The sequence below is a fragment of the Phycisphaerales bacterium genome (genome assembly GCA_040217175.1).
Classification (GTDB): Bacteria; Planctomycetota; Phycisphaerae; order Phycisphaerales; family UBA1924; genus JAHCJI01.
On record JAVJNT010000001.1, the window covers coordinates 1,589,899 to 1,615,777 of the forward strand.

Genomic DNA, 25,879 nt, shown 5'->3' on the forward strand with positions numbered 1-25,879 from the left:
CAGCCAATATACCACATCGCTCGTCTTCTCAGGCACCAATTGGTGCAACGAGCGATAGGGCTGCACCTGCCGCTCACGCCCCCAGCGGCGGCGGGCCCATCGGCTCCATCTCATCACCGACCGCCTGCTCGCCCTCTTCGGGCGGCAACGGATTCAGCAGCACGTAGAGCACGCCGAAGGCGCAGGCGTAGAAGGGCAGGGCGTAGAAGATGAACGGCAGGATAAGCAGGACGAGGCACACCAGGCCGATGATGCCCATGACGAGGCCCACGAGCCAGACCTTGAACGCGCGGCCCGAGGTGAGGTACCAGCTGATCTTGATCGAGTCGATCGGGCCGGGCTTCGCGCCTCGCGGATCGATGCACACCAGGTACGCGAACCACAGACGCACGGCGAGGTAGATCAGCAGCACCAGGAACGCGATGCCGAGCACCACGCCTACGGCGATGGCGGCAGGCGGCGACACGGTGAGCAGGACGCCGACCACGAGTGCGCCGCCGGCGAATCCGGCGAGCGTGAGCACCATGTAGCCCACGGTCATCAGGAAGCCGATGGCGACGACCGGCCAGTATCGCGAGAAGCCCAGGAAGATGTCCTCGAACGAGCCTTCGCCGTCGCGGTATCGCCGGGCGGCGAGCATGCCAAGTCCAACGCCGAGCGGCGTCTGGACGAGGAACTGGGCGGCCGTCGACACGGGGTTGAAGAGGGCATCGGGCCCGACGAGGACGGCATCGATCAGGCCGGCCACCATCATCGCGGCGAAGGTAAGGAGCGCGACGACGATGGCCGCGCCGAGCATGAGGCCGTAGTTGGCCATCAGCAGCTTGTGGCCCTCGCCGATGGCCTCGCCCACGGTAAAGTCGCTCGCGGGCGGATACGGATCGTCGTGCATGATGCCCCCCCGGGTCGATTCGTTGGTCTGCGAGCCGGACCTTCGCGCTAGACGACCTGCAGCACTTCCTTCACCGATTCGACCAGGTCCTCGGCCGTCAGGTTGCACTGCTTGAGCAGCTCGTCGGCGGTGCGGGCGCTGCTGGGGATGTGGGTGACGTGCATCTGCTTGAGGGTGAAGCCGTCGCCGCTGTGGGAGATGGCTTCCGCGATGGCGCTTCCAAGGGCGCCGCCGTAGTTGTCCTCCATCGAGATCACGAACCCGCCGTTGGCGCCGATGATGTCCAGCAGCTTCTCCTCGTCGAAGGGCAGGCTGTACATGTCGACCAGCGTCGCCTGGATGGCGGCCTTGTCGAGCAGCTCGACGGCCTTGTTGGCCTCGTGCACCATGTAACCCGAGGCGCAGATGACGATGTCGCGGCCCTCGTTCAAGACCTCGAAGCCGCCGAGGTTGAACACGTCGTCGTCGCTGTACAGGAACTCGACGTCGGGGCGGTGCGTCCGCATGTAACACGTGCCCTCGTACTCGGCCATGACCTGCGTCAGGGCGTAGGCGCTGTAGGCATCGCTTGGCTGGAGCACGTAGCAGCCGGGGTTGCCGCGGTGGTCCTTCATGGTGGTGAAGCTGCGGAACCAGCTCACGTCTGGAAGGCCCATCTGGCTGGGGCCGTCGGCGGCGAGCGTGACGCCGCTGTGGCTGCCGACGATCTTGATGCCGGCGCCGCTGTTGATGGCCATTTCGATCTGGTCGTACGCGCGGGTTAGGAACTTCGCGAAGCTGCTGGCGAAGGGGATCTTGCCCGCGGCGCTCAGGCCGACGGCCATCGAGATCATGTGCTGTTCGGCGATCTTGCATTCGAAGAAGCGCGACGCGAGGGCCGAGTCCTTGGCAAAGGTTTCGGCGAACGTCGAGTTGCTGACGTCGGCGTCGAGCACGACCACCTGGGGCATGGGCTTGCCCATCGCCCGCAGGGCCAGGCCGTAGGCGCGCCGGGTCGCGAGGCTGGCGGTCTGGCGGAGGCTCTCCATGTCGAGCTGCTTCATGGCCTGGTCCATGCTGGGCACCTCGCCCTCGCCCTGGGGCGCCGGCGCTGGCTCGGGCGGGGGCTGGATGGCAAAGCTGTCGGCGCTGCTGAGCGCGCTGGTGAGCTCGCCGCGGCGCTCGTCGAGCTCGGCCTTGGCTCGCTCCATGGCCTGGTTCTTGGCGGGCTTGCCATGCCAGCCGTTGCCCTGCATGGACGGCGCGCCCCAGCCCTTGACCGTCTTGGCGATGATGGCAACGGGCTTCGTGTCGGAGTTCAGGTCGTTGTCGTCGGCCACGCCGTGGGCGCGCTCGAAGGCGTTGCGGATGTCGCTGGGGTCGTGCCCGTCGATCGTGATGGCCTCGAAGCCGTAGGCCTCAAGCTTCTTGGCGAGCCGCTCGGGGCCCTGCTGCTCGCTCACGCGGCCGGCCTGGCCGTAGCCGTTGCAGTTGAAGATCGGAACGACCTTGCGCAGCTTGCGGTCGGCCAGGTAGTCGAGCGCCTCGGCGATCTGGCCCTCGCGGCTCTCGCCGTCGCCGATGATGCAGTAGACCACGCGGTCGCGGCCGTCGAGGCGGTCGGCCTCGGCCAGGCCGCAGGCGACGCTCAGGCCCTGGCCCAGCGAGCCGGTGGCGGCGTCGAAGAAGGGGAAGCCTTCCATCGGGTTGGGATGGCCGTCGAGCTCGCTGTCCTGCTGGCGGAGGGTCATCGCGTCGTCGAGCGTCAGCGGGCGGCGGTTCTCGGGGTCGCGGCCCACCATCATGCCCAGCTTGCACGCCGCGGCATAAACCACCGGCACGGCGTGGCCGGCCGAGAGGACCAGGCGGTCGCTCGTGGGGTAGTCGGGGTACTCGGGGCTCCACCGCATGGTGTGGAAGAGCAGCACCGTGGTGATGTGCGAGAGGCTCATCGCCGTGGTCGGGTGCCCGCTGCCGGCGGCCTCGGTCATCTCGAGGGACATCTTGCAGAGGTCGATCGCCTGGGCGTGGACGGCGGCTTCGAAGGACATGGCTCTTCCTTTCTGTCGCGGCGGGGCCCCAAGGCCGGCGGCGGTCGCCGCGACCGTGGGACGAGCCGGACCAGACGGGAAGGCCGTCGTCGCCGCTGCGTCTCCCTGAGGAGCGCCGGACCGCCCTGGGGGCAGGTGCCGAGGGTCTCTTGTCGTGCGGCGTCGGTCGCCCGCCCCGCGCCGGGGCCGCGGTCGCACGCCGCACGGCAGAGTATCTGCCGGCTGCCCCAGAATGGCAACCCCCAAGCGGCGCGAAGTGGGTGCTAGAAGAGTCCCTTGCCGAAGTCCGGGCCCACAGGGGCGGGTTCAGAACCTTCCGTAGCTTCGGATGCTCCCGGATTGGCACCGTCGGGATCGATGAGTTCGGCGAACGACTCGATGGCCGCCCTGCGGGCTGCGCGGATGGTGTCCCCGTCGGTATACCAGCGGATGTGGTCGGCGATGAGTTCGCCCGCCGGCCGATTGCCCATGATGCCCACGTCCAGCGTCAGGTCGGTCATGGTGGGCGTAAGGCGGACGAGGCGGAGAATCGCCAGATCGCCGCGCTCGCTGCGGATCTGGTAGACCCGTACGCGGACTTCGCCCTTGCGCTTCAATTCGCTCGTGAGCTCGACCTGGAGATCGAGGCCGATCAGCGCCCGCTCGGCGGCCATCGTGACTCGATCGAAGCCCGCGTCCTCGACGAACCGCAGCCGCGAGCCGGTCCATGCGGCGTATCCAAAGTTCGCGACCGAAGCGATCGGCGCGAACCCGAGGGCCGCGCAGCCGGTGCTCAGGTACGCCGCGATGCACAGCGCCAGGATCCGCGACAGGATGGCCACGCCTTGACGCATGCCATCGACCCTATGCGCAATTCGCACAGGTGCCATACAGCACGATCTCGTGTCGGGAAACCTGGAAGCCGTCGGGGGCCAGCCCGGCCGGGTTGCTCACGCAGCCCTGGACCTCGTAGACCCGTCCGCACGCATCGCACTTGAAGAAGTGGTGGTGGCTGTCGGTCCGATCGGCCGGCTCGTAGCGGGCGGGCTCTCCGGGCAACTCGACGGCGGTCAGCTCCTGGTCGTCGAGCATCAGCTTGATGGTGCGATAGATCGTCGCCAGGCCGATGCCGGGCACTTCTTGCTGGGCGCGGTCGAGGACCTCCTGGGGGCCCAAGGGGCCGTCGGCATCATCGAACACCGAGCGGATGGCCCGTCGCTGGCGAGTGTCTCTGGTCATCTGGACATTTTACTCTGTTCGGGGCGACGGGGCTTTCGAGAGCGTATCGGGCGGCTCGGCGAATCGGTACATGAAGTGGAAGCAGGCGTTGAGCAGGAGCACCGCGAGCAACGAGCCACCGAGCGTGGCCCAGGTGAGGCCAACGTTGGTGAGAGCCCAGACATACTGGGCAAGACAGAGCAAGGAGACGGTGACGAGCGTGACGCCGCGAGGAATGAGCCGCATCATGAGGACGCCCAGCGGCGCCCCGAGCAGCACGATCGGTGCGGCGGCCACCCACTTGCTCAGCACCGGGACATCGATCTGCCCCAGCGTCGCGGCGTTGAGGGCCCCCACCAGTGACGTGAAGGCCATGACCACGACGCTCGTGGCGACGGCCGTCCTGAGATCAGCGCGGTAGAGCAGCACCAGGATGCAGTAGAGCACCATGTCGATGCCCACCCCGGTCGCCGAGGCCGCGAGCCCACCGACGAGCCCCGCCGCGATGCCCGCGCCCGCATCGAAGCCGGCCGATCGGGCGATCCTGGGGTGCGGCGTCAGGATCTGCTTGAGCTTCACCAGGGTCATGATGCCAAAGCCCGCCCAGATCACCGCGAAGACGAGCTTGACCACCGCGTCGGGCAGCACGGGCACGATCGTCCTCGAAGCGATCGGCAGGACGACGGCCGCGACCGCCATCGACCAGAGGAGCGGACGCACGGCAAGCGGCAGCCGTCCGCAGAGGATCAGGATCGTCGCCGAGCTCATCCCCACGCTCTGGATGAGGAAGCTGAAGTTCCGGCCAAGGCCCACCGGCTCGCCGAAGAGCAGAACGAGGATGGGAAAGCCCACGGTGCCCCCGCCCATGGGCGTGCTGCCGGCCACGTAGCTTCCGAGCGCCATGGCGACGGCGATCGGCCACTCTCGCGCGACCGTCGGTCCAAGCCCGAGGCAGACCACGGCCGTGGTCCACGCCACGAGGAACCACGCCGCCCACGCGACGAAGGGCGCGTATTGCATGACGCGACCCTGCAACACCTGCGATGACGTGCTCACGCGTCGGCCCCTCTCACGCCAAGGGCCGTCGGGGCCCAGAAAACCCCGGTTTTTCGCGGGCGGATGGTACGCGAGAATCCCGAACAGTGTGGCTCGTGCCGACCAGTCGCGACGTCGGTCATAGACTCATTCGATGCCCGAGAAGATCCGTGAACGTCTCTACCTCGACAACGCAGCCACGAGCTTTCCCAAGGCCCCGGGCGTCTACGAGGCCATCGCCCACTACGGCAACGAGATCGGGGCTTCGCCCGGACGGGGTGGCTATCAGGAAGCGCGGCAGGGCTCTGGCGTGCTGGGCGAGTGCCGCCGGCTGATCGCCCGCCTGATCAACGCCACAGACCCGGATCGCGTGGTCTTCACGCTCAACACCAGCGATGCGCTCAACATGGCCATCAAGGGGCTGGTGTTCAACAGGCTTCGCACCGACCCGGACGCGCGCATCCACGTCGTCACGACGGCGATGGACCACAACTCGGTGCTGCGGCCGCTCAACGCGCTCCGTGCGATGCTGCCGGGCCTGTTCCGCTGGACGCGCGTGCCCGTCGACGAATTGGGCATCGTGGATCCGACCGACGTCGCGGAGGCGATCACGAGCGAGACGGCGCTGGTAGCCGTTGTCCATGCGAGCAACGCGACGGGCGCCATCCAGCCCGTCAGCGAGATCGGTGCCCAGTGCAGGAAGCGGGGCGTGCCATTCCTGGTCGACGCGGCCCAGAGCGTGGGGCACCTGCCGGTCGACGTCGAGCGCGACGCGATCGATTTTTTGGCCTTTCCCGGGCACAAGGGCCTGCTCGGGCCGCTCGGTACCGGCGGGCTGTACGTCGGCCCGGGCATGGAAGAACGCCTCGACACGATGCGTGAGGGAGGCACGGGCTCTCGCAGCGAAGAGGACACCCAGCCGACCGAACTCCCCGATCGTTACGAGTCTGGCTCGCACAACACGGTGGGTATCGCGGGGCTGATCCCCGGCGTGCGATACGTGCTCGATCGCGGCATCGACGCACTCCGCGCGCACGAGGTTGCGCTCATCGAGCGATTCGTGGCCGGCCTCGACGAGGTCCCGGGCGTGCGACTGGTCGGGCCTCGAAACGCCACTCAGCGGGCTGCGGTCTTCGGCCTGGTGTTCGACGGCATCGATCCGCAAGAGGCAGCGGGCTTGCTCGAGCGTGATCACGGGCTGCTCACGCGGGCCGGACTGCACTGCGCGCCGGGGGCCCACGAGTCGATGGGCACCACGCCGCTGGGAGGCACCGTGCGCATCAGCTTCGGGCCGTTCACGACGGCCGCGGACGTGGAGCGCACGCTCGCGGGTGTTGCCCAGATCGCGCCGATCGCGGCGTCGAGCTAGTCAGGGACGGACGGCCGGCCGGCGGCGGAGCAGCCAGACCGAGGCGAGCCAGTGCAGGCTCCAGCCCAGGCGGTGCAGCCTGAGCTGGACGTCAAGGCGCCGCAGCGACGCGTCCTCGGGCTCGATGGACAGGCCCTGCTTGATCCAGTAGCGCGCCCGCGACCACTGGCCCTCGCGGAGGAGTGCCAGCGCGATATTGTGCATCGCCGGCACGAAGCGCGGATCGAGCCGGACGGCCTCACGCGTTGCTTCGATGCCCGACGCACGGTCGCCCGCGTGGAAGTGGGCCAAGCCGAGCCAGTGCCACAGGCGGGCGTCGTGCGGACGCATGCGAACGGCGCGGCTGAGCACGCGGATGGCCTGGGCCTGCGCGCCGGCGTCGATGAGGAGTTCGCCGAGCTCGGCGAGCGCCGCGCCGTCTGCCGATCGCTCGTCGTCGTCCTGCCCCTCGGCGGCGCGGCGGAGCCGTTCGACCTCGGCTTCGAGCAGCTCGATAGTGCGCTGGCGGTCTTCGGCCTTGGGCGAGGCCAGGAGCAGTCGCGAGAGCCGGCGTGTCACGCGGCCGTTGTCGGGCTCGAGCCGTCGCGCGACGTCGAGGTGGACGACGGCCTTGGCGGGTTCGCCGCGCTTCTCGTGCAGGAAGCCCAGCTCCGCGTGCGCTTCGGCGTGGTCGGGCTCGAGCTCGAGCACGCGGCCGAACTTCTCGCGGGCCTCGTCCAAGCGGCGCATCTCGACGAGCAGGCGTCCGAGGTTCATGAGCACGCCGACGTCGCCGGGATCTTCGCGGAGTTCGATGAGGAAGAGCTGGCGGGCGCGCTCGTGGCGGCCGGTCTGCCAGTACGCCTCGGCCAGCTTGGCCTGCACGCCGGGGAGGTCGGCGTCGAGGCGGGCAGCCTCACGCAGGCACCAGACGGCGCGGTCGTGCAGCCCGCGCGCGAGCAGGCTGGCGGCGATGGCGGAGTAGGCCTCGGCGCACTCGGGCTTGCGCTGCTGGAGCATGTAGAAGGCGAGTTCGGCCTCGTCGTGGTCGCCGAGTTCGGCGTGGGCCTCGATGCGGGCGATGGCGGGATACGTCTCGCCGGGCTCGGCGGTCTCGGCCTTGTCGAACCAGCCGAGCGCCTGTCGGACCTTGCCGGCGCGCACGAGGTTGACACCGGCGGCCATGGCGGCGTTGAAGTCCCCCGAGCGGAGCTGATAGCTCTCGCCAAAGGCCGAGGCGGCCTCTTCGTAGCGGCCGTCGGCCTCGAGGGCGACGCCCAGGTTGAAGAGCCAGTCGGGCTGGTATGGATTAAGGGCGATGGCCTCGCGGAGCGCGGCGGCGGCTTCGGCCCATCGGCCGGCTTCGTATAGATCGTGGGCCCGCTCGACATGGGCCTCGGCGTCGATCCAATCGCTCATGGTCGCCCTGGTTTCCTCCGCGGGCGACGGCCATCCCGCCCGCGACACCATTGTATCGTCGGCCGCCCCCGCTTCTCTCCGCAAAGCAAGAGGAAAGGGGCCCGCAGCCCCCGTTCTCGGGCCCGGACCCCTCCAAGTCGCGCAAACGACAAGGTTTGCGGTCTCTGTCGGATCAGCGGCGAGCCTCGTAGACGGGCGTCTCGACCTCAAAGACGACGAACATCCGCTCGCGGTTCGATCGGTCGCGGAGTTCGGCCGGATCCTCGGGGAGCACCTCGGCGCCGCCCAGCATGCCCTTGGAAGCGTCGAGCGTCACCGCGTCGGCACCGATGCGGGCGATGTCGAACGGAATGCCGCGAAGGCCCACTTCCTGGCCCCACCACTCGCCGTTGATGTCGACGGCCAGCACCGCCACGTGACCGGTGGAGAGTTCGAGGTACGCGTCGGAGATCTCGCCGACCTCTTCGTCGCTGCGGCTCCAGATGACGTTCTCGTCGAGGACGTTGGTCAGCAGCACCATCGGGCCAGAGTTCCGCTCGCTGTCGGAGCGCATCCGGCGGTCGGTCCACGAGGGCGCCAGGTCGTCGGTGCGATAGCGGACTTGGTCGCCGTCGAAGGTCGCGGTCTTGGCGAACATCTTGCCGTCGTAGCCCTTGAAGGCCTCGACCTCGACGCGTTGGCCGCGTACCGGTGCCGTCTCGCCGCCGGTCGAGAACCACGCCGGGCCGAGCACGACCCAATCACCCTTGTCCTTGGACTCGGTGCGCTCGCCGCGGTTGTTGGCGTTGCCCGATTCCGACCCGATGCGGACCTGCATCCAGTGGCGGCCCTCGCCCAGATCGACGCGCTCGACCTCTGTTATCGTGCCCGACATGGTCTTGATCTCGGCGTCCTTGTCTGCGGCGGGCAGCTTCTGGCGCAGGACCTCCTGCGACTCGGCCAACGAGGCGAGGTCACGCTCCCAGCCGTCGTTCAGGCGATGCCAGCCCTTGGGCAGGACCTTGTCCTCGCCCTCGAGCATGTCCTGGCCCGCGTTGAGCGAAAGGGTCATGGCGCGCGCGTCCACGAAGAACGCCTCGAAGGGAATCGACACGTGCGTACCGCCGAAGCCCAGGAACCCGCCCTCGCGGATCACGATGGCCTCGATGCGTCCGGTGCCGCGGTCGACGATCATGTCATCGACGGTGCCGAGCTCGTCGCCCATGCGGTTGGTGAGCGGCTCGCCCAGGATCTTGTCGGCCGACTGGAAGACGAGTGTGCCCTCCTGCTGACGCTCCTGGCTTTGCTGGTAGCCGCGGTTGCGCGCGTCCTGGTTCGTCGCGGCGGTCAGGGTGGTCGCCGAGAGGGCCATGCCAGCTGCGGCGGCGATGGCGAGGACGGCGTGGTGTTGCTTGTTGTTCTTGGTGTTCTGAAACTTCATGGTGTGGCACTCCTTGGTCGTGCTGGTGCACTTCGCCCGTGCCGAGCCCCACACAGGCCCGACGCACGAGGCGACGGTTCACGCAATAGCTTCTCGTGCGCCGCTGAACCTGTGGTGACGACGTAGTGAATCGCGCCTCATTCTGACGGCAACCCGGAGGTGGCCGTCAGGAGGGTCGATTGCGGCATGAAGAAATAGGGAATGACCCCACCGGGATTCGAACCCGGGTCGCCGCCGTGAAAGGGCGGTGTCCTAAACCACTAGACGATGGGGCCGCCGTGGACGAGGCTGAGGATAGGTCAAAGCCGCCCGCGGGCCAAGCGATGCCGGTGTTGACCCCCAACAATCGCCGATGGCTAGCACGCTCCCAGATACAAGCGCCGGCACGGTAGAAGCCAACTTCGACAGCCTCGTCGGGCCGACGCACAACTACGCCGGGCTCGCCCACGGCAACCTGCTGAGCACGGAGCACGCCGGGCTGGTCGCCCACCCCAAGCGTGCCGCCCTGCAGGGACTCGAGAAGATGCGGACGCTGCGGTCGCTTGGCCTGACCCAGGGCGTGCTGCCGCCGCAGGTCCGCCCCGACGTGGGCTTCCTGCAGACCCTGGGCGTGGCCGGCGAAGACAACGCCGCGATCATCACGCGAGCCGCGCGCGAGGCCCCGCGGCTGCTGGCATCGGCGAGCAGTTCGAGCAGCATGTGGGCGGCCAACGCCGCGACGGTCTCGCCCGCTCCGGACACGGCCGATGGCCGCGTGCACCTGACGACGGCCAACCTGGTGACCAACGCCCACCGCGCTATCGAGGGGCCGCAGACGACCCGAACCCTGCGCAAGATCTTCGAGGACGAGGGTCGGTTCGCGGTGCACGACGCGCTGCCGCACACGCCGGACTTCGCCGACGAGGGCGCCGCCAACCACACGAGGCTGGCGCGCACGCACGGCGATGCGGGCGTAGAGCTCTTCGTGTATGGCAGGCGGGGCGGGGGCGAGGCGGCCGACGGGCTGCCCCAGAAGTTTCCCGCCCGGCAGACGCTCGAGGCGTGCCAGGCCATCGCCCGGCTGCACGGGCTGGACGGCGACCGCGTGGTCTTTGCGCAACAGCACCCGCAGGCGATCGACGCAGGGGTCTTCCACAACGACGTGATCGCGGTGGGCAATGGGCCGGTGCTGCTGGCCCATGAGCTGGCGTTCGCCGATACGCAGGGAACCTATGACGGCATCCGTCGGGCGTGCGCGGGGCTGGGCTTCGAGCCGGTGTTCGTTGAGGTGGGCGCCGACGAGGTACCGATCGAGCTGGCCGTAAAGCGGTACTTGTTCAACAGCCAGCTCGTGACGCTACCGGACGGTTCGATGGCGATCATCGCGCCCACCGACTGCCAGGACGAGCCTCGCGTCGTCGCCGCCATCGATCGGATCGTCGCCGATGGGTCGAACCCCATCGGGGCGGTCCACTACGTCGACGTTCGCCAGAGCATGCAGAACGGCGGCGGACCGGCGTGCCTGCGCCTTCGCGTCGTCCTCGGGCCCGCCGACGTCGCGGCGATGCGGCGGGGCGTGCTGCTGACCGACGAACTGGCCGCCAAGCTCGAGGGCTGGATCGAGCGGCACTATCGCGAGACGCTGGCGCCTGCAGATCTTGCCGATCCGAGGCTGCTCGAAGAGTGCCGCTGGGCGTTGGACGAGCTGACGGGCATCCTGGGCTTGGGGTCGATCTACCCGTTCCAGAAGGACGCCGTCACCGTCTGGTGAGCGCCTGGTCGGGGCCTGTAAGAACCGGCCTCGGAATCCAAACTTTTTCTGTCGATGTCGCGTGAGCGACGGGAGCGGTTTCCGCTCTCGTGCGAGGAGGACATGACGCCCCGCGGCTGCTCCGGCCGCGTGGCGGCCGCATTCGCGATCCGAGGGAGAGCGGGGCGGCCGGCCGACGGACACCGTCGGTCGGTCGTCCCCGTGCATTAGTACTCAACGATGAAGTAGAAGCGGTCGCCGGCGAGCTGCTGGAAGCCGCCGGTTGCGAGATCGCCGTCGTCGAAGATGGCATCGACTTGGGTCATGTAGGCGGCGTCCTTCTGGCCGTCGGCGTCGTTGAAGTGGACGCCGATGCCGAGCGTGAGGTCGTAGTCGGGCCGGGTCTCGGTATCCCACACGCCATCGATGGGCGTGCCGTTCTCGTAGGACTCGGGATCAATGAAGTCCTCGAAGCCGTCAGGAATGACGCCCGAGCTGCCATCGCCGATCCAGGTACCGGTCTGCGAACGATGGATGACGGCGGCATCGGTGAAGAGCTGGATCTCGCGCACGAAGGCCGTCTGGCGCGTATTGCCCATCGCGTTCGCGGCTTGCGGCATGACGATGGCCGCGAGGATGCCGAGGATGACGACGACGATGAGGATCTCGACGAGCGTGAACGCACGTCTCGCCCGGCTCGTTGCGAGGGCGGTGCTGGAAAGCATGGCGGCTCCTTCGCGTTCAGCTTCGATTGGAACGCGCAGGCATGCCACAACTCGGTCGCCCAGACGGGCCACGTGCGAGGGTGGCGCCGCCTGGGCATAGCCGTGTAGGTTCTCGGGCGAAGGCCGGGGCCGATTACTCGCAGCCGATGTCGAACTCGTTCTGGAAAGCCAGGAAGTCGAAGATGGTCAGGCTGCCGTCGCCGTCGAAGTCGGCCAGCAGATCGCCGTCGTCGAAGAGGTTCTGGAAGGCGAGGAAGTCGAAGATGGTGAGGCTGCCGTCCATGTCGAGATCGACCCGGCAGCCCGGAGCCCCTTCGAGCACGAGGTTCATCATGTTGGCCCACACGGCCTCGGCCTCGGTGCTGCCGTCCCACACGTCCATGAGGAACGTTGCGATGGTGCGACCCTCGTTGGCGAGGATCTTGACCGGGCCGGTCGCATCGCTCACCGTTGCCAATGCCTCGGTCTCTGGCAGGATGTCGAACGCCACGCCGTCGCTGGCCCAGGCGGTGAGCCAGTCGAACCACGGCATGGTCACGCCATCGAACACGCTGTCGGCCGCGGGGGTGCCGGTGGTGTCGACGAAGTTCGAACCCAGCGAGATGCTGACGCCGCCGGTGGCCCCGAACGCCTCGAACAGCCCGGGCGTGCCGGTGTAGATCGAGAACCACGTCGACAGGATGACCAGGCCGCCGTCGTTGACGTAGTCGACGAGGACGCCGGCGCCCGAGTCGGGCCTGGTGCTCGGAAAGTCCATGACCACGAGTTCCCAGTCCTGGCTGTCGAGCAGAACGCCGAAATCGGTGGCCGTCGCACGGACGACCTCGCCGGGGCGAACGACCTCGGCCGCGGCCAGGGCGTAGCTGTTGCGTGAGTTTTCGTCGTAGACGAGGATCTGTGCGTGGACGGGCATGGCAGCAGCCAGCGCGAGCGATCCGACGAACACGGTTGGGCGAATCATGACAATCTCCTCTCAAGAAGCGACCGCCCCGCAACGTCTGTAGGGTACTCGGACTGACCGAGAATCGGCGCGCGATTTCGCGGACGGGCTCCGAAGGAGCGGATCGTGAGCGAAGGGCCGACCAGATCGGCTTCGGAGAATCCAGCGTCGCCGTTATACTGGCGGCGTGACACCGAAGAAGTACCGTCGTCGCCGAGCGTTCACGCTGATCGAACTGTTGGTGGTCATCGCGATCATCGCGGTGCTGATCGGCATCCTCATCCCGAGCCTTGCCGGAGCCCGCGATCTTGCCCACACGACGATCTGCGCCCAGAACCTGCGGCAGATGGGCGTCGCCATGACGGTGTACGCCACCGATTACAAGGAGCAGCTCTGGCCGGCCGAGGACTGGGCGTTCGGGCGCGACGATCGGGGCGCGATCGACCGATCAGATCCGGGCGTGATCTTCGACTACGTGGACGATGCCCACGAGATCTGCGGCTGCCCAAAGAATAAGCGCCGGTCGGGCGACGGACGCTCCAGCGGCACGCTGTACGGCTCGTTCACCGATCTCAACTTCGACTACACCATGTTCGACGAGGTCCAGGGCTATCGATTGGGCCAGGAGGTGCAGGTCGCGCGGCTGACCGACGTGCGGACGAGCAAGCCGATCCGCATGACGTCGGCTTCGGGCGAGGCAAGGCTGACCGCGATGCGGGCCGTGCCGGTGTACATCGAAGAGAGCGTTTGGTTCTACAACCAGCAGTTCACCGAGGGCTACTGGGGCAATCTGGATCAGATCACCGACCGACACGACAAGGGCGGACACGTGCTGTACTCGGACGGCGTGGTCGAGATCGCCAAGTTCGAGAAAGGGCCGCGCGGCGAACGCGTCGAGGAGCGCGACGACTTTACGGCCAACTGCATCTATGCCCGGGTGAACAACGGCAAGGCAGATTGGTGGAAGATCTCCGACCGGGGCCAGGACTACGGCTGGATCAACGCGCCCGATCGATGATCCGACGCGGTACCATGCCGCATGCGACACGATCTCGATGGCGTGCGGGTACGACTTGCGGCTGGTCTGGCCGTTTCGGTTGCCAGTGCCATGGCGCATGCGCAGCTTCGATTCGTTGACGCGACGGCGCGGGTCGGCCTTGAAGACGAGGGATCGCCAATCAGCGCCGCCCACGTGTGCGCGGCCGACTTAGACGGCGATGGATTCGATGACCTGATCATCGGCCGCACGCGCGTGTTCATGAATCGTGCGACCGAGGACGGCGCGCGGACGTTCGTCGAGGTGGATCGCGCCGGACTGCCCGAGCACCGCCGCGGCGACGTCGTGGTGTTCGCCGATCTCGACAACGACGGGCGGAGCGACGCCATCGTGGCCCGCTCGCTGGACGTCGACAACGACTCCTACCAACCGCCCAAGGCGGGCACGCCCCAGAAGCTCGCGTGGCTGCGGGGCAACGGCGATGGGACCTTCGGCTCGCCGCGCGGGGCGTTCACCGAGATCGAGGCGGCGACTGCGGGCACGACGGCGTCGGTGGCCGTGGGCGACGTCGACCTCGACGGCCGGCTCGACCTCGTGCTGGGCCAGTGGTACACCAAGTATGGCGCGGGCCTTGAGGGCTTTGCGAACGACGTGCTGCTGCAACAAGAAAACGGGTCGTTCGCGCGCATGGCCCTGCCGGTGGACGGCGTGGCGTTTGACTCGCAGGCGGACGGGGGCGGCCGTCCGACCTACGGCGTACTCGTCGCCCACGTGCTGGGCGACGGTGCGCCGGGCAACTGGCCCCAGGTAGTTGAACTCAACTACGGGCGGCGCTGGAACCGGCTGTGGGCGCGAGGCGATGACGGTGCGTGGAAGGACCTGGCACCTCAGACGAAGCTCGACGGCGACACAATCCGACACGGCCGGCATCCGGACTGGCTCAAGGAGCGGGCCAAGACCGACCCTCGGTTCGACCGCCCCGACGAGTTGCCATTTCGTGCGAACGGCAACACGTTCGACGCGGCGATCGGCGATGTCGATGGCGACGGCGCCTTCGACGTGCTCCTGACCGAGATCACGCACGGCTGGGCGGGCGAGAGCAGCGATCCGTCGCGGGTGCTGCTGCGCCGCGATGGCATCGCGGGGCCGCTCTTCGTGACCGACGACGCCAAGTCGCTCGATCGTGCGCCGACCGATCCGAGCATCCGCAGTTGGAACCAGGGCGACATCTACGGCGAGCTCGCCGACTTCGATCTCGATGGTCGCCTCGACGTGCTCGTGTGCTCGAGCGATTACCCGGATAACCAGCGTTTGCGCATCTGGCGGCAGCAGGAAGATGGCTCGCTCGTCGATATCACGAGTTGGGTCGGCATCGACCACATCGGTGCCGGGCAGCCGGCACTGCTGGACTTCGACGGCGACGGCGACCTGGACATCGCCGTAGGCCAGGGCTTCAACCGGCTGAATGCGGCCCTGCGTGCCGGTCGAACGCCGCGGGTGCGGCTCTTCGAGAACCGTGCAGCGGACACGCTCGGGCGGACGGCGGTGGTGCTGCGGCTCGATGGCGGCGAGGGCGTGAACCGCGACGCGCTCGGGGCCGTGGTGCGAGCGATCACGATCATCGACGGACGGCCGCGGACGATCGTCGCCCAAGTCGTCGGCGCCGGGGGGCACCAGGGCAAGCAAGGCACGCTGGCGATCCACGTGCCGACCGGGCCCGAGGGAGCGAGCCGGATCGAGATCACCTGGCCCGACGAGCGCGGCTCGACGACCGTGCTCGAGGATCTCGCGCCGGGCGTGCACCGCGTGCCGTACTCGCCCGCGCGCTAACCAAACCTCACGGCAAAGAAAAACCGCCGAGCGGCCCAGAGGGCAACGCTCGGCGGGGCGGGATGGGCTTGGTTGGGCCCGATCGGCCGGACGCTCAGATCCGGCTGAGGATCGAGTCGAGCAGCGATGCCGAGTTCTGCTGGCCCAGGAAGAACTGGGTGTCGTCCAGCGGGTCGAAGCGGCTCGACAACGGGCGGGCAAACGCCGGAACGATGTAGTCGCCGCTGGGCAGGTTGCCCGGGCTGTTGGCGCCGAAGACGTCGACGGCAGCGCCCGGACCGGTGAGGAAGGTCGTGCGCAGGCCGAGCAGTTCGCCCACCCGTCGGCCGACCGCCGCCGCGAGGGCATCGGTCAGGTCGCGGACGTCGCCCTCGGAGGGGTTGAAGCCCAGGGCGGTGAGCTGGGGCACGAACACGACGGCCTCGTCGTTGCGATCGGCGTTGAATGGGTCGGAGCGTTCGGCGTAGCCGTAGATCTCCTCGAACGCCAGGCCAAAGCCACCGATGCCGAAGGTGAACGGGTTGAAGAAGAGGCTCGTCGGATCGGCCGAGAAGGTGAAGTTGATCGGGTCGCTCGAGTCGGTGACGAACACCGTCGAGAAGTCGTCGCCCTGGAAGTCGCTGGGGTTGGCCGAGAAGGTCACGTCGTAGCCAGCACCCTGGAAGATGTCGTTCAGGTTGCCGACCAGCTCGCGCTCGATGAAGGTGTCGACGGGCAAGCCATCGATGTTGCCGCTGAAGCCGAGTGCCGCGCTGGTGAATGGCAGCAGATCGGTGAGCTGATCACCGACCTGGAGCCAGTCGATGCTGCCGCCGTTGAACTCGAGCAGCACGTTCTGGCTCTGGGTGTCGATCTGGCTGATCACCATGTCGTCGCCCGTGCCACGGATGCCGTCGTCGCCCGCGTCGAGCGTGTAGCGGAAGCGTCCCTCGATGATCCGCTGGGGATCATCGAACGTGCCGAAGGCGCCATCCGGACCGGCGAATGCCGCGACGCCCGGGCCACGCTGGACACGCTCGATCTCGACCACGTAGTCGGCATTGAACACGCCCTGGATGTAGAAGGCATACGTGCCCGTGCTGGGCGCCTGGGCGACGATGAAGAAGTCGCCGTTCTCGTCGGTGCCGTAGCGGAGCAGGTCGTCTTCGGCAAAGATCTCCGCACCAGCGCCCGACACCGTGCCGAACTCGCTGGGCGAGAAGACGATCTGGCCGTCACCGACGCCCGACGAGTTGGTGGTGTTGAACAGGCCGAACTGCACGGCCCCGGAGAAGTCCTGGATGATGGTGTCCAGGGCGCCCACCGACTGGCGGCCGCCGAGGTCGGCACCGGTCTCGGACAGCTTGACCGTGAGGCGAAGCTCGTCGCCGGCGCGGATGGTCTGGCGGTTGTTGAGATGGAAGACGTCGACGTCGGCGGCGATCTCGCCCGACCGGCCGCGGGCGCCGGACCCGCCGATGGACGAGGAAATCTCCGTGACGCTGGTGCCGTTGCTCAGGCGGGTGGACACGACGCCGTTGCCGTCGGTGCCCTCGATGATCCCGGTCTCAGGGTTGCGCGTGAAGGTGTACGCGCCGATGGTCACCTGGGCCCGGTCGTCTTCGGTGCCGACGATGCCGTCGGGGCCCGAGAAGGACGAGGCGAACGGCGCCTCGACCAGGTTGCGGCCGTTGCCCGAGTTGGTGGAGGCGCTGAAGCCCGAGTCGCCGTCGTCGAACACTTCGACGGTCAGCGAGTAGCTGCCCACCAGGCCCGCGGAGGGCTCGATGTTTTCGATCGCGTCCACGTCGAACGGCGTCGACGGGTCGGTGGTGTTCGAGATGGCGATGTAGAACGTACCGGTCTGCGTAATCAGGAACGTCTCGCCGAAAGTCACCACGCCTTCGCGGAGCTGGCTCGTCTCCGACGGCAGCGTGATGCTCGCGTTGTCGACGCCCAACTGGAACGAGAAGTCCGGGCCGAACAAGTCGACGTTCGCGTTGAACGCCGAGCCGGTGTTCGGGCCGAGTCGGAGGATCTGGCCGGCCTGCAGCGTGATGGCGTACAGGTCGACGTCGCTGGCCAGCGAGAACGACTGGGCATCGACGTCGGGGTGGTCGCCGACGAAGCCGCGGAGCGTGAACGGCGTGTTCACGTCGGGCAGCGCATCGGGCTGGAACTTGTCGTCGAGGGCCGTGTCGAGGCTGCCGGGGCCGTAGAAGTCGATGCGGGCCGGGCCAAGGAAGCCGCGGTCCACGATCAGCGTGTTGGGAGAGATCTTGTCGCCCACGTCGCCCACGAAGGCATCGCCGGCGAAGAACAGGTCGTCGTCGGCGAATCCGTCGCCGTCGGCGTCCAGGCGCGCCGCCGCGTTCTGGCCTCGCACCACGTTGGGGTCGAGCTCGAAGCGGTAGAGGCCCGGACCGGCCACGCCGGGAAGCTGCGGCAAGTCGCGACGCGTGACCGAATCGAAGAACGTGATGACGGCGGCGTTCTGGGCCGCGTCGTACTCGAACAGGTAGTCCTCGCCCTGGTCCAGGCGGATCTTCACCAGCCCGCCCTCGCGGACCTCGCTGATGATCAGCCCATCGCGGAGGGTCTGGGCGTTCATATCCTGGTTGAAGAAGACACGCGCGGTGTAGATGCCGCCGTCGAAGACGACCTCGATGTCGTTCACCTGCACGACCAGCGGCAGGGTATCGAGGACGGCCACGCTGAAGTTGCGTTGCTCGGTGACTGCCTGGCCGTTGACCGTGACCGGACCGATGTCGCCCGTCGCGAAGACGCCGAACGTCTCCGAGCCGCGGTTGGAGCCCACCAGGGTCCCGCCGATGCTGACCGAGCCGATGCTCGACCGGCCACCCGACACGACGTCGTCGGTGGTGCCCAGGAAGCCGTCGGCGCCGCGAAGGACGCCGGCCGTGGCCGAGCTTTGGACGAAGTTGCCGCCCACGCTCACGGTGCCAAGGTTGCCGCCGTTGGTCCGGTCGGCGTTCACACCCGTTCCGCCGAAGGCCGCGTCGCGACCGATGTCGGCTCCGGCCAGGATGTTGCTGGCAAAGACGTCGCCCGTGATGTTGACCGCGTCGATGGCGTTGGCCGTCGACACGATCGTGCCGGACATGTCGAACGCGGTGATGCTCTGGATGTCGGCGCCAGAGCGGATGACGCTGTTGATGATCGAGCCGTTGACGAACAGGGCGCCGCGGATGCCGTTATCCACGCTGATGTTGGCACGCATTGAGCCCTGGACGGTGATGGCCTCGGTGCCGAAGATGCGCAGCGTGGGCGTCACGAATTCGCCCGGAAGCTGCGGGAGCGAGCCGCCCAGATCGCCGTTGACGGTGAGCTGGCGGAGCAGCGTGGCGCTGACGGTGCCGCTGGTGAGCAGCGAGCCGGTCTCGAGCAGCTGCACGTCGTTGCCGACGAGGATGTTGCCCGAGCCCTGGAAGCCACCGAGCACGATCTCGCGGGCGTATCCGTCGATGACGATGTTCGAGTTGCCGAACATCACGGCCTGGACGTCGATGCGTCCCATCGAAGCATCGTCGTTGCTGAGGATGCTGAAGTCCTCGAGGGCGCCGGTGTCGCTCGTCACGGTGACGCTGCTGTCGATGCCGGTGCTGATGAGGATCAGCCGGCCGCCGGCCTCGTCCCACACGGCCGTGCCAGGCCCGCTGAAGCTGATGGTGCCCGAGGCTGAGCCGCGGGTGAAGTCGATCGACGTGCCCGAGGCGATGACCTCGCCAAGCGTCGAGAAGTCGAAGCTCGACTGGTCGGCCACGAACGGCAGCATGAACAGGTTGCCGCCGACGACCGGGGTCGCCTGGCCGCCGGTGGTGATGCCCGCGGTGCGGTTGGGCTGGCCCGTGTCGGTGAAGGCGCTGACGTTGTCGATCGCTCCTCCCACCGATACGTTGCCGATGACCGAGACGCCCAGCGTGTGCAGGTCGTCCTCGGTGTTGTACAGCCCGTCTTCGCCGGCCACCATGCCCGCGGCGACGGCGACGTTGGTCGCGTCGCCGGCGATGATGACTTCGCGGACGCGGCCCGCCTTGTTGACGTCGGTTGCGTCGCCGACGCCGCCTGCGCGTCCGTCGGTGCCCAGGTGGAACAGGCCGCCAGCAACCAGCAGGTTCGACGCCGAGCCCGACACGTTGACCGAGCCCACCGAGTTGCCCGCCACGATCTGCGTGCCGAAGCCGGTCGTGTTGGCGTCGTTGGCGATGTTGCCTTCGCCCTGGACGTTGATCTGCCCGATGGCGTTGCGGGCGTGGAAGACGGCCTCGAAGATCGAGCCGTTGGTCACGGTGACCACGCCGATGTCTCGGCCGGCGGTGATGCTGGGGCCATCGAAGCCCGAGGTCACGCCCACGCCGGGAGGAAGCTGGTTACGCAGCGTCGCGGCGCTGATGAAGCTGGACAGCGCCGGGTTGACGCCGATGTCGCCGAAGATGCCGTCCTCGGACGCATTGACGGTAATGCTGAAGATGGTGTTGTCGGCGTGCACGTCGCCCAACAGGTGGCCGCTGTTGATGACCAGGCTGCCGATATCGCCGTTGAAGGCCGCCACCGAGCCGCTGGGCAGCAGCGAGCCGTTGTTGATCGTCACGTTGCCGATGCCACCGGAGAAGCTCATGATGCTTCCGGCGTAGTCGCCATTGGCCACGACCGAGTTGATCCGGCCGTAAGCCTCGATCGATCCGGTGGGGATGCGGTTGTTGCCCGGGAAGCCCGGTTGGGCACCGATCACCACGGTGCCGGTGATGGCGTTGGCCACGCGGATGTCCGAGTAGAGCCCGCCGTTGGTAATGTCGATGCCGGCAAGGTCGCCGCGGACGAGCACGACGCTCGGGTCGTTGATGTCGCCGAGGTTTCGGCCCACGACCAGGTTGGTGAGCGTGCCACTGATGTCGGTGCTCAGCAGCATGTCACGCGCGGCGATGAGGTTGGTGACGTCGCCGCGATCGGTGCGGGTCTCGAGCGAGCCACGCAGGTCGCCGTCGGTCGCCTCGATGCGGGTGATCGGACCGGTCGCCAGGATGCCGCCGTCGAAGAGCGTCTCGACGACGAGGCTGTCCAATCGGCCGTCGGGGCCGGTCACGTTGATGTTGGTGGCGGTGATCTCCTGGGCCATCAGGCTGATGAGCGGGCCCGAGACGCTGATCTCCGAAGCGCGGATCGCCTCGGCGACCATCATCTGCGTCAGCTGGCCCGTGATGACCTGCGTCGAGCGGAGGTTGTCCGCGTCGAACGAACGGATCGTGCCGGCCACGCGGATGTCCGACCGCTGGAACAAGCGGCCCTCGATGAACTCGCGGACCTCGCCGTTGACCTCGAGGAAGGTATCGGCAAAGACGCCGTCGGTTGATCCGGCGCCCGAGCCGCGGCCCACCGTCAGGTTGTCAAGGTCGCCGCCCACGCTGATGAACGAGCGGAACAACTCGCGAGGCGTACCGCCGCCGGTGCTGTTGACGATGTTTGCCGCGTCGATATCGAGCACCGAGTCGTTGAACGACATCTGGACGGCGTCGATGTTGCCATCCATGCGGATCGAATCGGCCGAGAGCGCTGCAATGCGCGTCCGGAACACGGTCGAGTCCTCGTCGCCCGTGAGCACGCGGATCTCGCCGGTGCGAACGAACGCATCGCCGTAGTTCACGCCCACCCAGAACTCGTCGAGCAGCGTCGCGCCAACGTAGGCGTCGACGATGCTGCTGTTGCGCAGGCTCAGGTTGTCGATGCCGTTCAGCGCACCACCGCCGCCCTCACCGACGTTGTTGGCCGCCACGATGCTGCCAAAGAGCGTTGCGTCCTCGGCCACCAGGTTGTCGATGTCATCGACGGCGAAGATGCCGGTCGTCGCGAAGGCGTCGCCGGAGCGCTGGGCCAGGCCCATGCCGACGTTCAGGTCGACGATGTCGCCGGCGAAGATCGTGCCGAAGATGCCATCGAATCGGCCCGAGGGCTGGCCGGCGGTCGGCCCGATGTCGGCATTGACGAGCATGTCCTGGATGACGCCCGTGGGGCTCAGGATGACGTCGCCCACGCCGCCGCCAACGCGGAGCAGGGTGAGGTTGCCCGTGCGGACGAAGAGGCCGTCGAGGTACGGGTCGAGCGGGGAACCGATGTCGCTCAGGAACGCACCGCCGCCCGGGTAGGCGTTATCGCCCACCGGTCGGTAAATGCCGCCGCCCCAATCAGGGTCGATCACCTCCGCGGGGATGGTGAAGGAGTCATCGCGGCCGATGCCCTGGACCTGCTCGCCGCCGATGCCCACGAACGGCGAGATCCGGCGCGGGCCAAACTCGGGCAGCTGCGTGCGACCGAGATCGCCGACGATCTGGATTTCGTTGATGCCGACGACGTCGATGGCGACGATGTCGCCGCCGGGCGTGTTGTTGCGGATCTCGTCGAACGCGCCGCCGCCGCTCTGGAAGATCTGCCACACGTCGACCTGGATCTCGCCGGAGATGTCGATGGACGACTGCGCATCGGCGCCGGTCACGTCGATCCGGCCGATGCTGATGACGTCGTCGGCCGAGCCCTGCAGCGTCGTGATGTTGAGCGTCCGGCCGCCGGTCAGATCGGCTTCGACCGTCGCCAGCGCGACGCCTTCGGCCGAATCGATGCCGATGAAGCGGAGGAACCCGACGACCGTGCCCTGTGCGCCGACGCCGTTGATTTCGACGAGGAATCGACCACCCGCGTCATCGACGAGCTCGACCGATTCGCCGATGACCAGGTCGATGCCGGCGTCGACGCCGAAGGTGTTGGTCAGGTTGGGCGTGTCGATGAATCGGATGTCGCTGCCCGGGCCCAGGTCGAAGTTGACGCCCTGGCTCGAGGTCCGTGCGGCCGAGTCGATGCCGACGATGATGTCTTCGTCGGAGAAATCGACGTCCTGCGACACGACGAAGCCGCCCACCGTCGAGCCGGCGCTCGTGATGATGCTGACGGCATCGCTGGCCACGTGCGAGCCAACGCGGATGAAGCCGATGTCGCCGGCCCCGCCGCCCGTACCGGTGCGGAACACGATGGAGTCCAGCGGGCTCGCCGCGGGAATCTGATCATCATCGAAGTCGTAGTCGAGGCCGAGGCCACCGGAGATGTCGATGTAGCCGATGCTGCCCGCGACGTTGAACACGATCGCGCCGGCGCCCGAGTAGAAGTCACCTTCCTCGGGACCGGTGCCGATGACCTCCGACTGGCCCGTGACGAGGTAGCCAAGGTTGCCGCCAACCTGCAGGATGAGCGGCTCACCCTCGGTCTCGATGTCCGAACCGGCGTAGATCTCGAACAGGCTGCCCGCGATCGTGAAGCTGCCGCCGGCCAGGTCGGATCGCCGATCGGCCGGATCGTCGGCGGCCGTGCCGTCGTCGGTGAAGTTGATGTTGTCGTCGGCGCTAGTAGCCGCGCCGGCTCCGTCGAGCAGGTCGGTGCCCGCGCGGATCGATCCGGTCGAGCCCGACAGCACGTTGACCGACAGGCTATTGCTGATGCCCGACACGCCCGGCGCGAGCTGGTTGGCCGGGAAGCCCATGCCAGAGGCCGTGCGATAGGCGCCAAGCGTAACGGGAGCCATGCCCGAGACGTTGAGCGCGTAGAACGCACCGGTGGCCGTGCTACCGGTTGCGACGCTGGAAACGACGAGGTAATACACGCCGGCGTACTCGGGCGTGTACTCCAGCACGTACCGGCCCGTGTTGACGAACTGCTCGTCGGACGCGACCGACGCGACCTGACGCCCGCGGGCATCGACCAGGCGGAAGTGGAACGACGGGTCGTCGGGAACGCCCTCGACCACCAGCGGCCGGCTGCCATCCAGCGGGATGCCGAACACGTCGACGTTGTCTTCGCCGGTGTTCACCGGGTCGCCGAAGCTCAGGTCGCCGACGATCTGCACCTGGCTGCCGATGTTGCCGATGAACTCGGCGCTCGCGATCGAGTCGTTGCGGTAGTACTGCGCGCCGAAGACGGGCGTGAAGTCAAAGAAGCCCGCAGCGACGAGGTCGTTGGTGACCGCCGCCAGCGACGTCTCGAACGTTCCGATCGTCAATTGGTCGCGGATGGTCGTCTGGACGTCGGCATCACCGCCCGTGTCGATGCCCAGCGGCGTCTCGTACTCGTAGTACCGGGTCACGTCGCGGGGCTGGCGCAGCACCGAGGAGCTGAGCTCGCCGACGACGGTCGTGTCCATGAGCGAGCGGCCGGCGATGTGCACCTGGCCCAGCGTGCGCTCGACGAGGAGCTGCGAGCCCGTCTTGGTGATGTCGTTGCTCTCGTCGGGCGCCCACAGCCCCGCGTCAGACGCGACGAACATCGCGCCCAGGTCGCCCTTGACCGTGATCGAGCCGAGGACCGAACCAAAGCCCAGCTGGTTGACGGCACCGTTAAAGACCGAGGAGCCAAAGAGCAGGCCGTGGATGTTGATCGAGCCAACGTTCTGCGTGCCCAGCGCGAAGATGCCCTGGTCGGGGTTGGTGAACGAGTTGAAGGTCGCCGTTCCGCCCGGGTCGTACGTGGAGGACGAGGTGTTGTCGCGATCGAAGGGCGAGCCGATGATGACCGAGCCGGCGATGGGCGGCAGCCCGTCGACCTCGCCGTCGCCATCGGGCACGAGCCGGTAGCCGAAGCCGGCGTCCTCGAAGGCGTCGGCCGAATCCGTGAGGTCGGTGATCACGGAGAGGTTGAAGCCACCCTCCGAGAAGTCCGCATCCGGGTCGGGCTCGCCTTGCTCGATCTGAGCGCCGAACAACGTCAGCGACGTCGCCTCGTCGGCGTTGGTGAACACGATGCGACCGATGCCGTCGTTGAAGTCCGGCACGCCGTCGTCGTTCGAGTCGATGATGGTGAGCGTGCCTTCCTCGGGCGTGCCCACTGCGATGGTCGCCAGGAGCGACCGTCCGTACAGGTCGAAGAGCTCGACGGTGGTACCCGCGGTACCCGCGAGCGTGAGGTAGGCACCGAAGATGCGGTCCTCGATCACGCCGGTGAAGTTGCCCGGAGGCAGGGCGGCCGAGATGTTGTCGAAGCGGAAGCGATCGCTGGGTCCGCCGATCGACTCGAATCGGATGGTGTCGAATGCCGGACGCGGCTCGCCCGAAACCACGGGCGGCGCCTGGAACACGAAGGTGCCCACGCCGTCGGCCGGTCCGCCTCCGCCGGTCCTGAAGTTCACCAGCTCATCGCGGCCCTCGAACGAGGCGATCGCCTCGCCGCGGAGCAGCAGCGTGACTCGGGTGTTCTCGAGGTCGAGGCCCTGGGTGCTGCCCGGCGACGCCACGAAATCGATCGAGAACGACCGCATGGCGCGCAAGAGGTCGGTGTCGTCTTCCGTGTTCAGGAACGAGAAGCTGAACTGTTCGCCCGTCTGCAGGAGCGCCTCGACCAGCCGCTGGTCGTCATCGGGGTCGGCGCCGGGGGGCGCGACGAGTCGGAAGTCGGCCGTGGGCGAGATGTTGTGCCGCACGAACAGCAGCGACTCTTCGAAGACGCGCTGGGAGATGATCGTCGAGCCGACCGCGCCGGCTTCGTCGAAATTCTCTTCGGCAACGTCGTCGTCATCGATCTCGATGTCGTCGGCGAACTGGAGATACGGGATGGTGTACCCAAAGAAGGCCGTCGCGAAACCGACGCCCGATGTGGGATCGACCGTGGACGGATCGATCGTCAACGCGAACAGGAGCTGGCGGGGCTCGAGCGGCTCGACGTCCGGTCGGCTGGCGCGACCCGCAAGGCCCGCCAGGCGCGACGCCGCGCCGTGCGCGGCCTCCTGCACCTGCGAACGACGACGGACGTACGGGCGGGTCTTTGCACGGCGGTTGGGCTTCATGACCGCTCCTCGCTAGCTGTTGCGACACCGCGACACGCGGTGGTTTCGTCGGGGCTTCCTGGCCGGCCTGGGTGGGCTGGTGGCCGGCGTTCTTCGCACGCTCCGGGGCGGAACGTCCGAGTGCTGCAGCGCCCTGGGGCGTTGCAGCGGGCCGCTCCCAGGGCCGGGAGGGCCGGGCAAGGCGTGGCACCGTGCCGGGCGCCTTGCACGTGCGGATGCGGTGGGGTCCATCCCGGACTCGGCCGCGTCGCATCCTACCGCGTGCCAGAGCCGACAAGCATATCAGACGACTCCGGGCGAGACTAGGCGGCCTCCCCGGGTTGCGACCACTCGGACCGAATCGACCTCGCACGATGCTCGGCCTCTGACCGTCGTGGCGCGCATCCCATCCTCCGAGCGTCGCGGGGAGCCGGCAGGACGCCGCTCCCAGCACAATCCGAACAAACTCGGCGACCCTGCACTTCGCGGCCCGATGCTCGTCGCTCTCGGGTTGTCGCGATGCC

The 25,879-nt window shown here is 67.8% G+C and carries 14 protein-coding genes and 1 tRNA gene; 4 read left to right on the forward strand and 11 right to left on the reverse strand.

What is annotated here, in order from left to right; all coding sequences use genetic code 11:
* Nucleotides 1–73: 73 nt before the first annotated feature.
* The 5 genes from RIA68_06870 to RIA68_06890 form a co-directional block, all read right to left on the reverse strand.
* Complete coding sequence (locus tag RIA68_06870; GenBank protein ID MEQ8317162.1) at nucleotides 74–892, reverse strand: hypothetical protein; 819 nt, start codon at nucleotides 890–892, stop codon at nucleotides 74–76.
* A 47-nt stretch (nucleotides 893–939) separates the two neighbouring features.
* Nucleotides 940–2,922: a transketolase gene (locus RIA68_06875; protein ID MEQ8317163.1), complete on the reverse strand. Its 1,983-nt coding sequence runs from the start codon at nucleotides 2,920–2,922 to the stop codon at nucleotides 940–942.
* Between the two features lie 263 nt (nucleotides 2,923–3,185).
* A complete protein-coding gene (locus RIA68_06880) occupies nucleotides 3,186–3,755 on the reverse strand; it encodes a hypothetical protein (protein ID MEQ8317164.1) in 570 nt (189 codons plus the stop codon).
* A gap of 10 nt (nucleotides 3,756–3,765) precedes the next feature.
* A complete protein-coding gene (locus RIA68_06885) occupies nucleotides 3,766–4,140 on the reverse strand; it encodes a transcriptional repressor (protein ID MEQ8317165.1) in 375 nt (124 codons plus the stop codon).
* 9 nt (nucleotides 4,141–4,149) lie between these two features.
* Nucleotides 4,150–5,175 carry a sulfite exporter TauE/SafE family protein gene (locus RIA68_06890; GenBank protein ID MEQ8317166.1) on the reverse strand — a complete coding sequence of 342 codons (1,026 nt, stop codon included), beginning with the start codon at nucleotides 5,173–5,175 and terminating at the stop codon, nucleotides 4,150–4,152.
* A gap of 133 nt (nucleotides 5,176–5,308) precedes the next feature.
* Between RIA68_06890 and RIA68_06895 the strand changes: the two genes are divergently transcribed.
* Nucleotides 5,309–6,523, forward strand: a complete 1,215-nt coding sequence (locus RIA68_06895; protein ID MEQ8317167.1) for an aminotransferase class V-fold PLP-dependent enzyme — start codon at nucleotides 5,309–5,311, stop codon at nucleotides 6,521–6,523.
* On the opposite strand, the gene RIA68_06900 is transcribed toward RIA68_06895, so the two are convergent.
* From RIA68_06900 to RIA68_06910, 3 genes are all read right to left on the reverse strand, one after another.
* Entirely contained in the window at nucleotides 6,524–7,921 is a 1,398-nt protein-coding gene (locus RIA68_06900) for a tetratricopeptide repeat protein (protein ID MEQ8317168.1), read from the reverse strand.
* Nucleotides 7,922–8,093: 172 nt separating this feature from the next.
* The gene (locus tag RIA68_06905; GenBank protein MEQ8317169.1) at nucleotides 8,094–9,341 is read right to left on the reverse strand and encodes a PRC-barrel domain-containing protein; all 1,248 of its coding nucleotides are present in this window, start codon (nucleotides 9,339–9,341) and stop codon (nucleotides 8,094–8,096) included.
* A 202-nt stretch (nucleotides 9,342–9,543) separates the two neighbouring features.
* Nucleotides 9,544–9,616: transfer RNA gene (locus RIA68_06910), tRNA-Glu, on the reverse strand.
* Between the two features lie 77 nt (nucleotides 9,617–9,693).
* Between RIA68_06910 and astB the strand changes: the two genes are divergently transcribed.
* Entirely contained in the window at nucleotides 9,694–11,091 is a 1,398-nt protein-coding gene (astB, locus tag RIA68_06915; protein MEQ8317170.1) for an N-succinylarginine dihydrolase, read from the forward strand.
* Between the two features lie 206 nt (nucleotides 11,092–11,297).
* On the opposite strand, the gene RIA68_06920 is transcribed toward astB, so the two are convergent.
* Together RIA68_06920 and RIA68_06925 are read right to left on the reverse strand one after the other, a co-directional pair.
* Complete coding sequence (locus tag RIA68_06920) at nucleotides 11,298–11,795, reverse strand: type II secretion system protein (GenBank protein MEQ8317171.1); 498 nt, start codon at nucleotides 11,793–11,795, stop codon at nucleotides 11,298–11,300.
* Nucleotides 11,796–11,928: 133 nt separating this feature from the next.
* Complete coding sequence (locus RIA68_06925; GenBank protein ID MEQ8317172.1) at nucleotides 11,929–12,756, reverse strand: GC-type dockerin domain-anchored protein; 828 nt, start codon at nucleotides 12,754–12,756, stop codon at nucleotides 11,929–11,931.
* 166 nt (nucleotides 12,757–12,922) lie between these two features.
* Between RIA68_06925 and RIA68_06930 the strand changes: the two genes are divergently transcribed.
* Complete coding sequence (locus RIA68_06930) at nucleotides 12,923–13,753, forward strand: type II secretion system protein (GenBank protein ID MEQ8317173.1); 831 nt, start codon at nucleotides 12,923–12,925, stop codon at nucleotides 13,751–13,753.
* A gap of 21 nt (nucleotides 13,754–13,774) precedes the next feature.
* Nucleotides 13,775–15,562: a CRTAC1 family protein gene (locus RIA68_06935; protein ID MEQ8317174.1), complete on the forward strand. Its 1,788-nt coding sequence runs from the start codon at nucleotides 13,775–13,777 to the stop codon at nucleotides 15,560–15,562.
* A gap of 94 nt (nucleotides 15,563–15,656) precedes the next feature.
* Here RIA68_06935 and RIA68_06940 read toward each other — a convergent pair whose 3' ends face one another.
* The gene (locus RIA68_06940; GenBank protein ID MEQ8317175.1) at nucleotides 15,657–25,376 is read right to left on the reverse strand and encodes a hypothetical protein; all 9,720 of its coding nucleotides are present in this window, start codon (nucleotides 25,374–25,376) and stop codon (nucleotides 15,657–15,659) included.
* Nucleotides 25,377–25,879 lie beyond the last annotated feature (503 nt).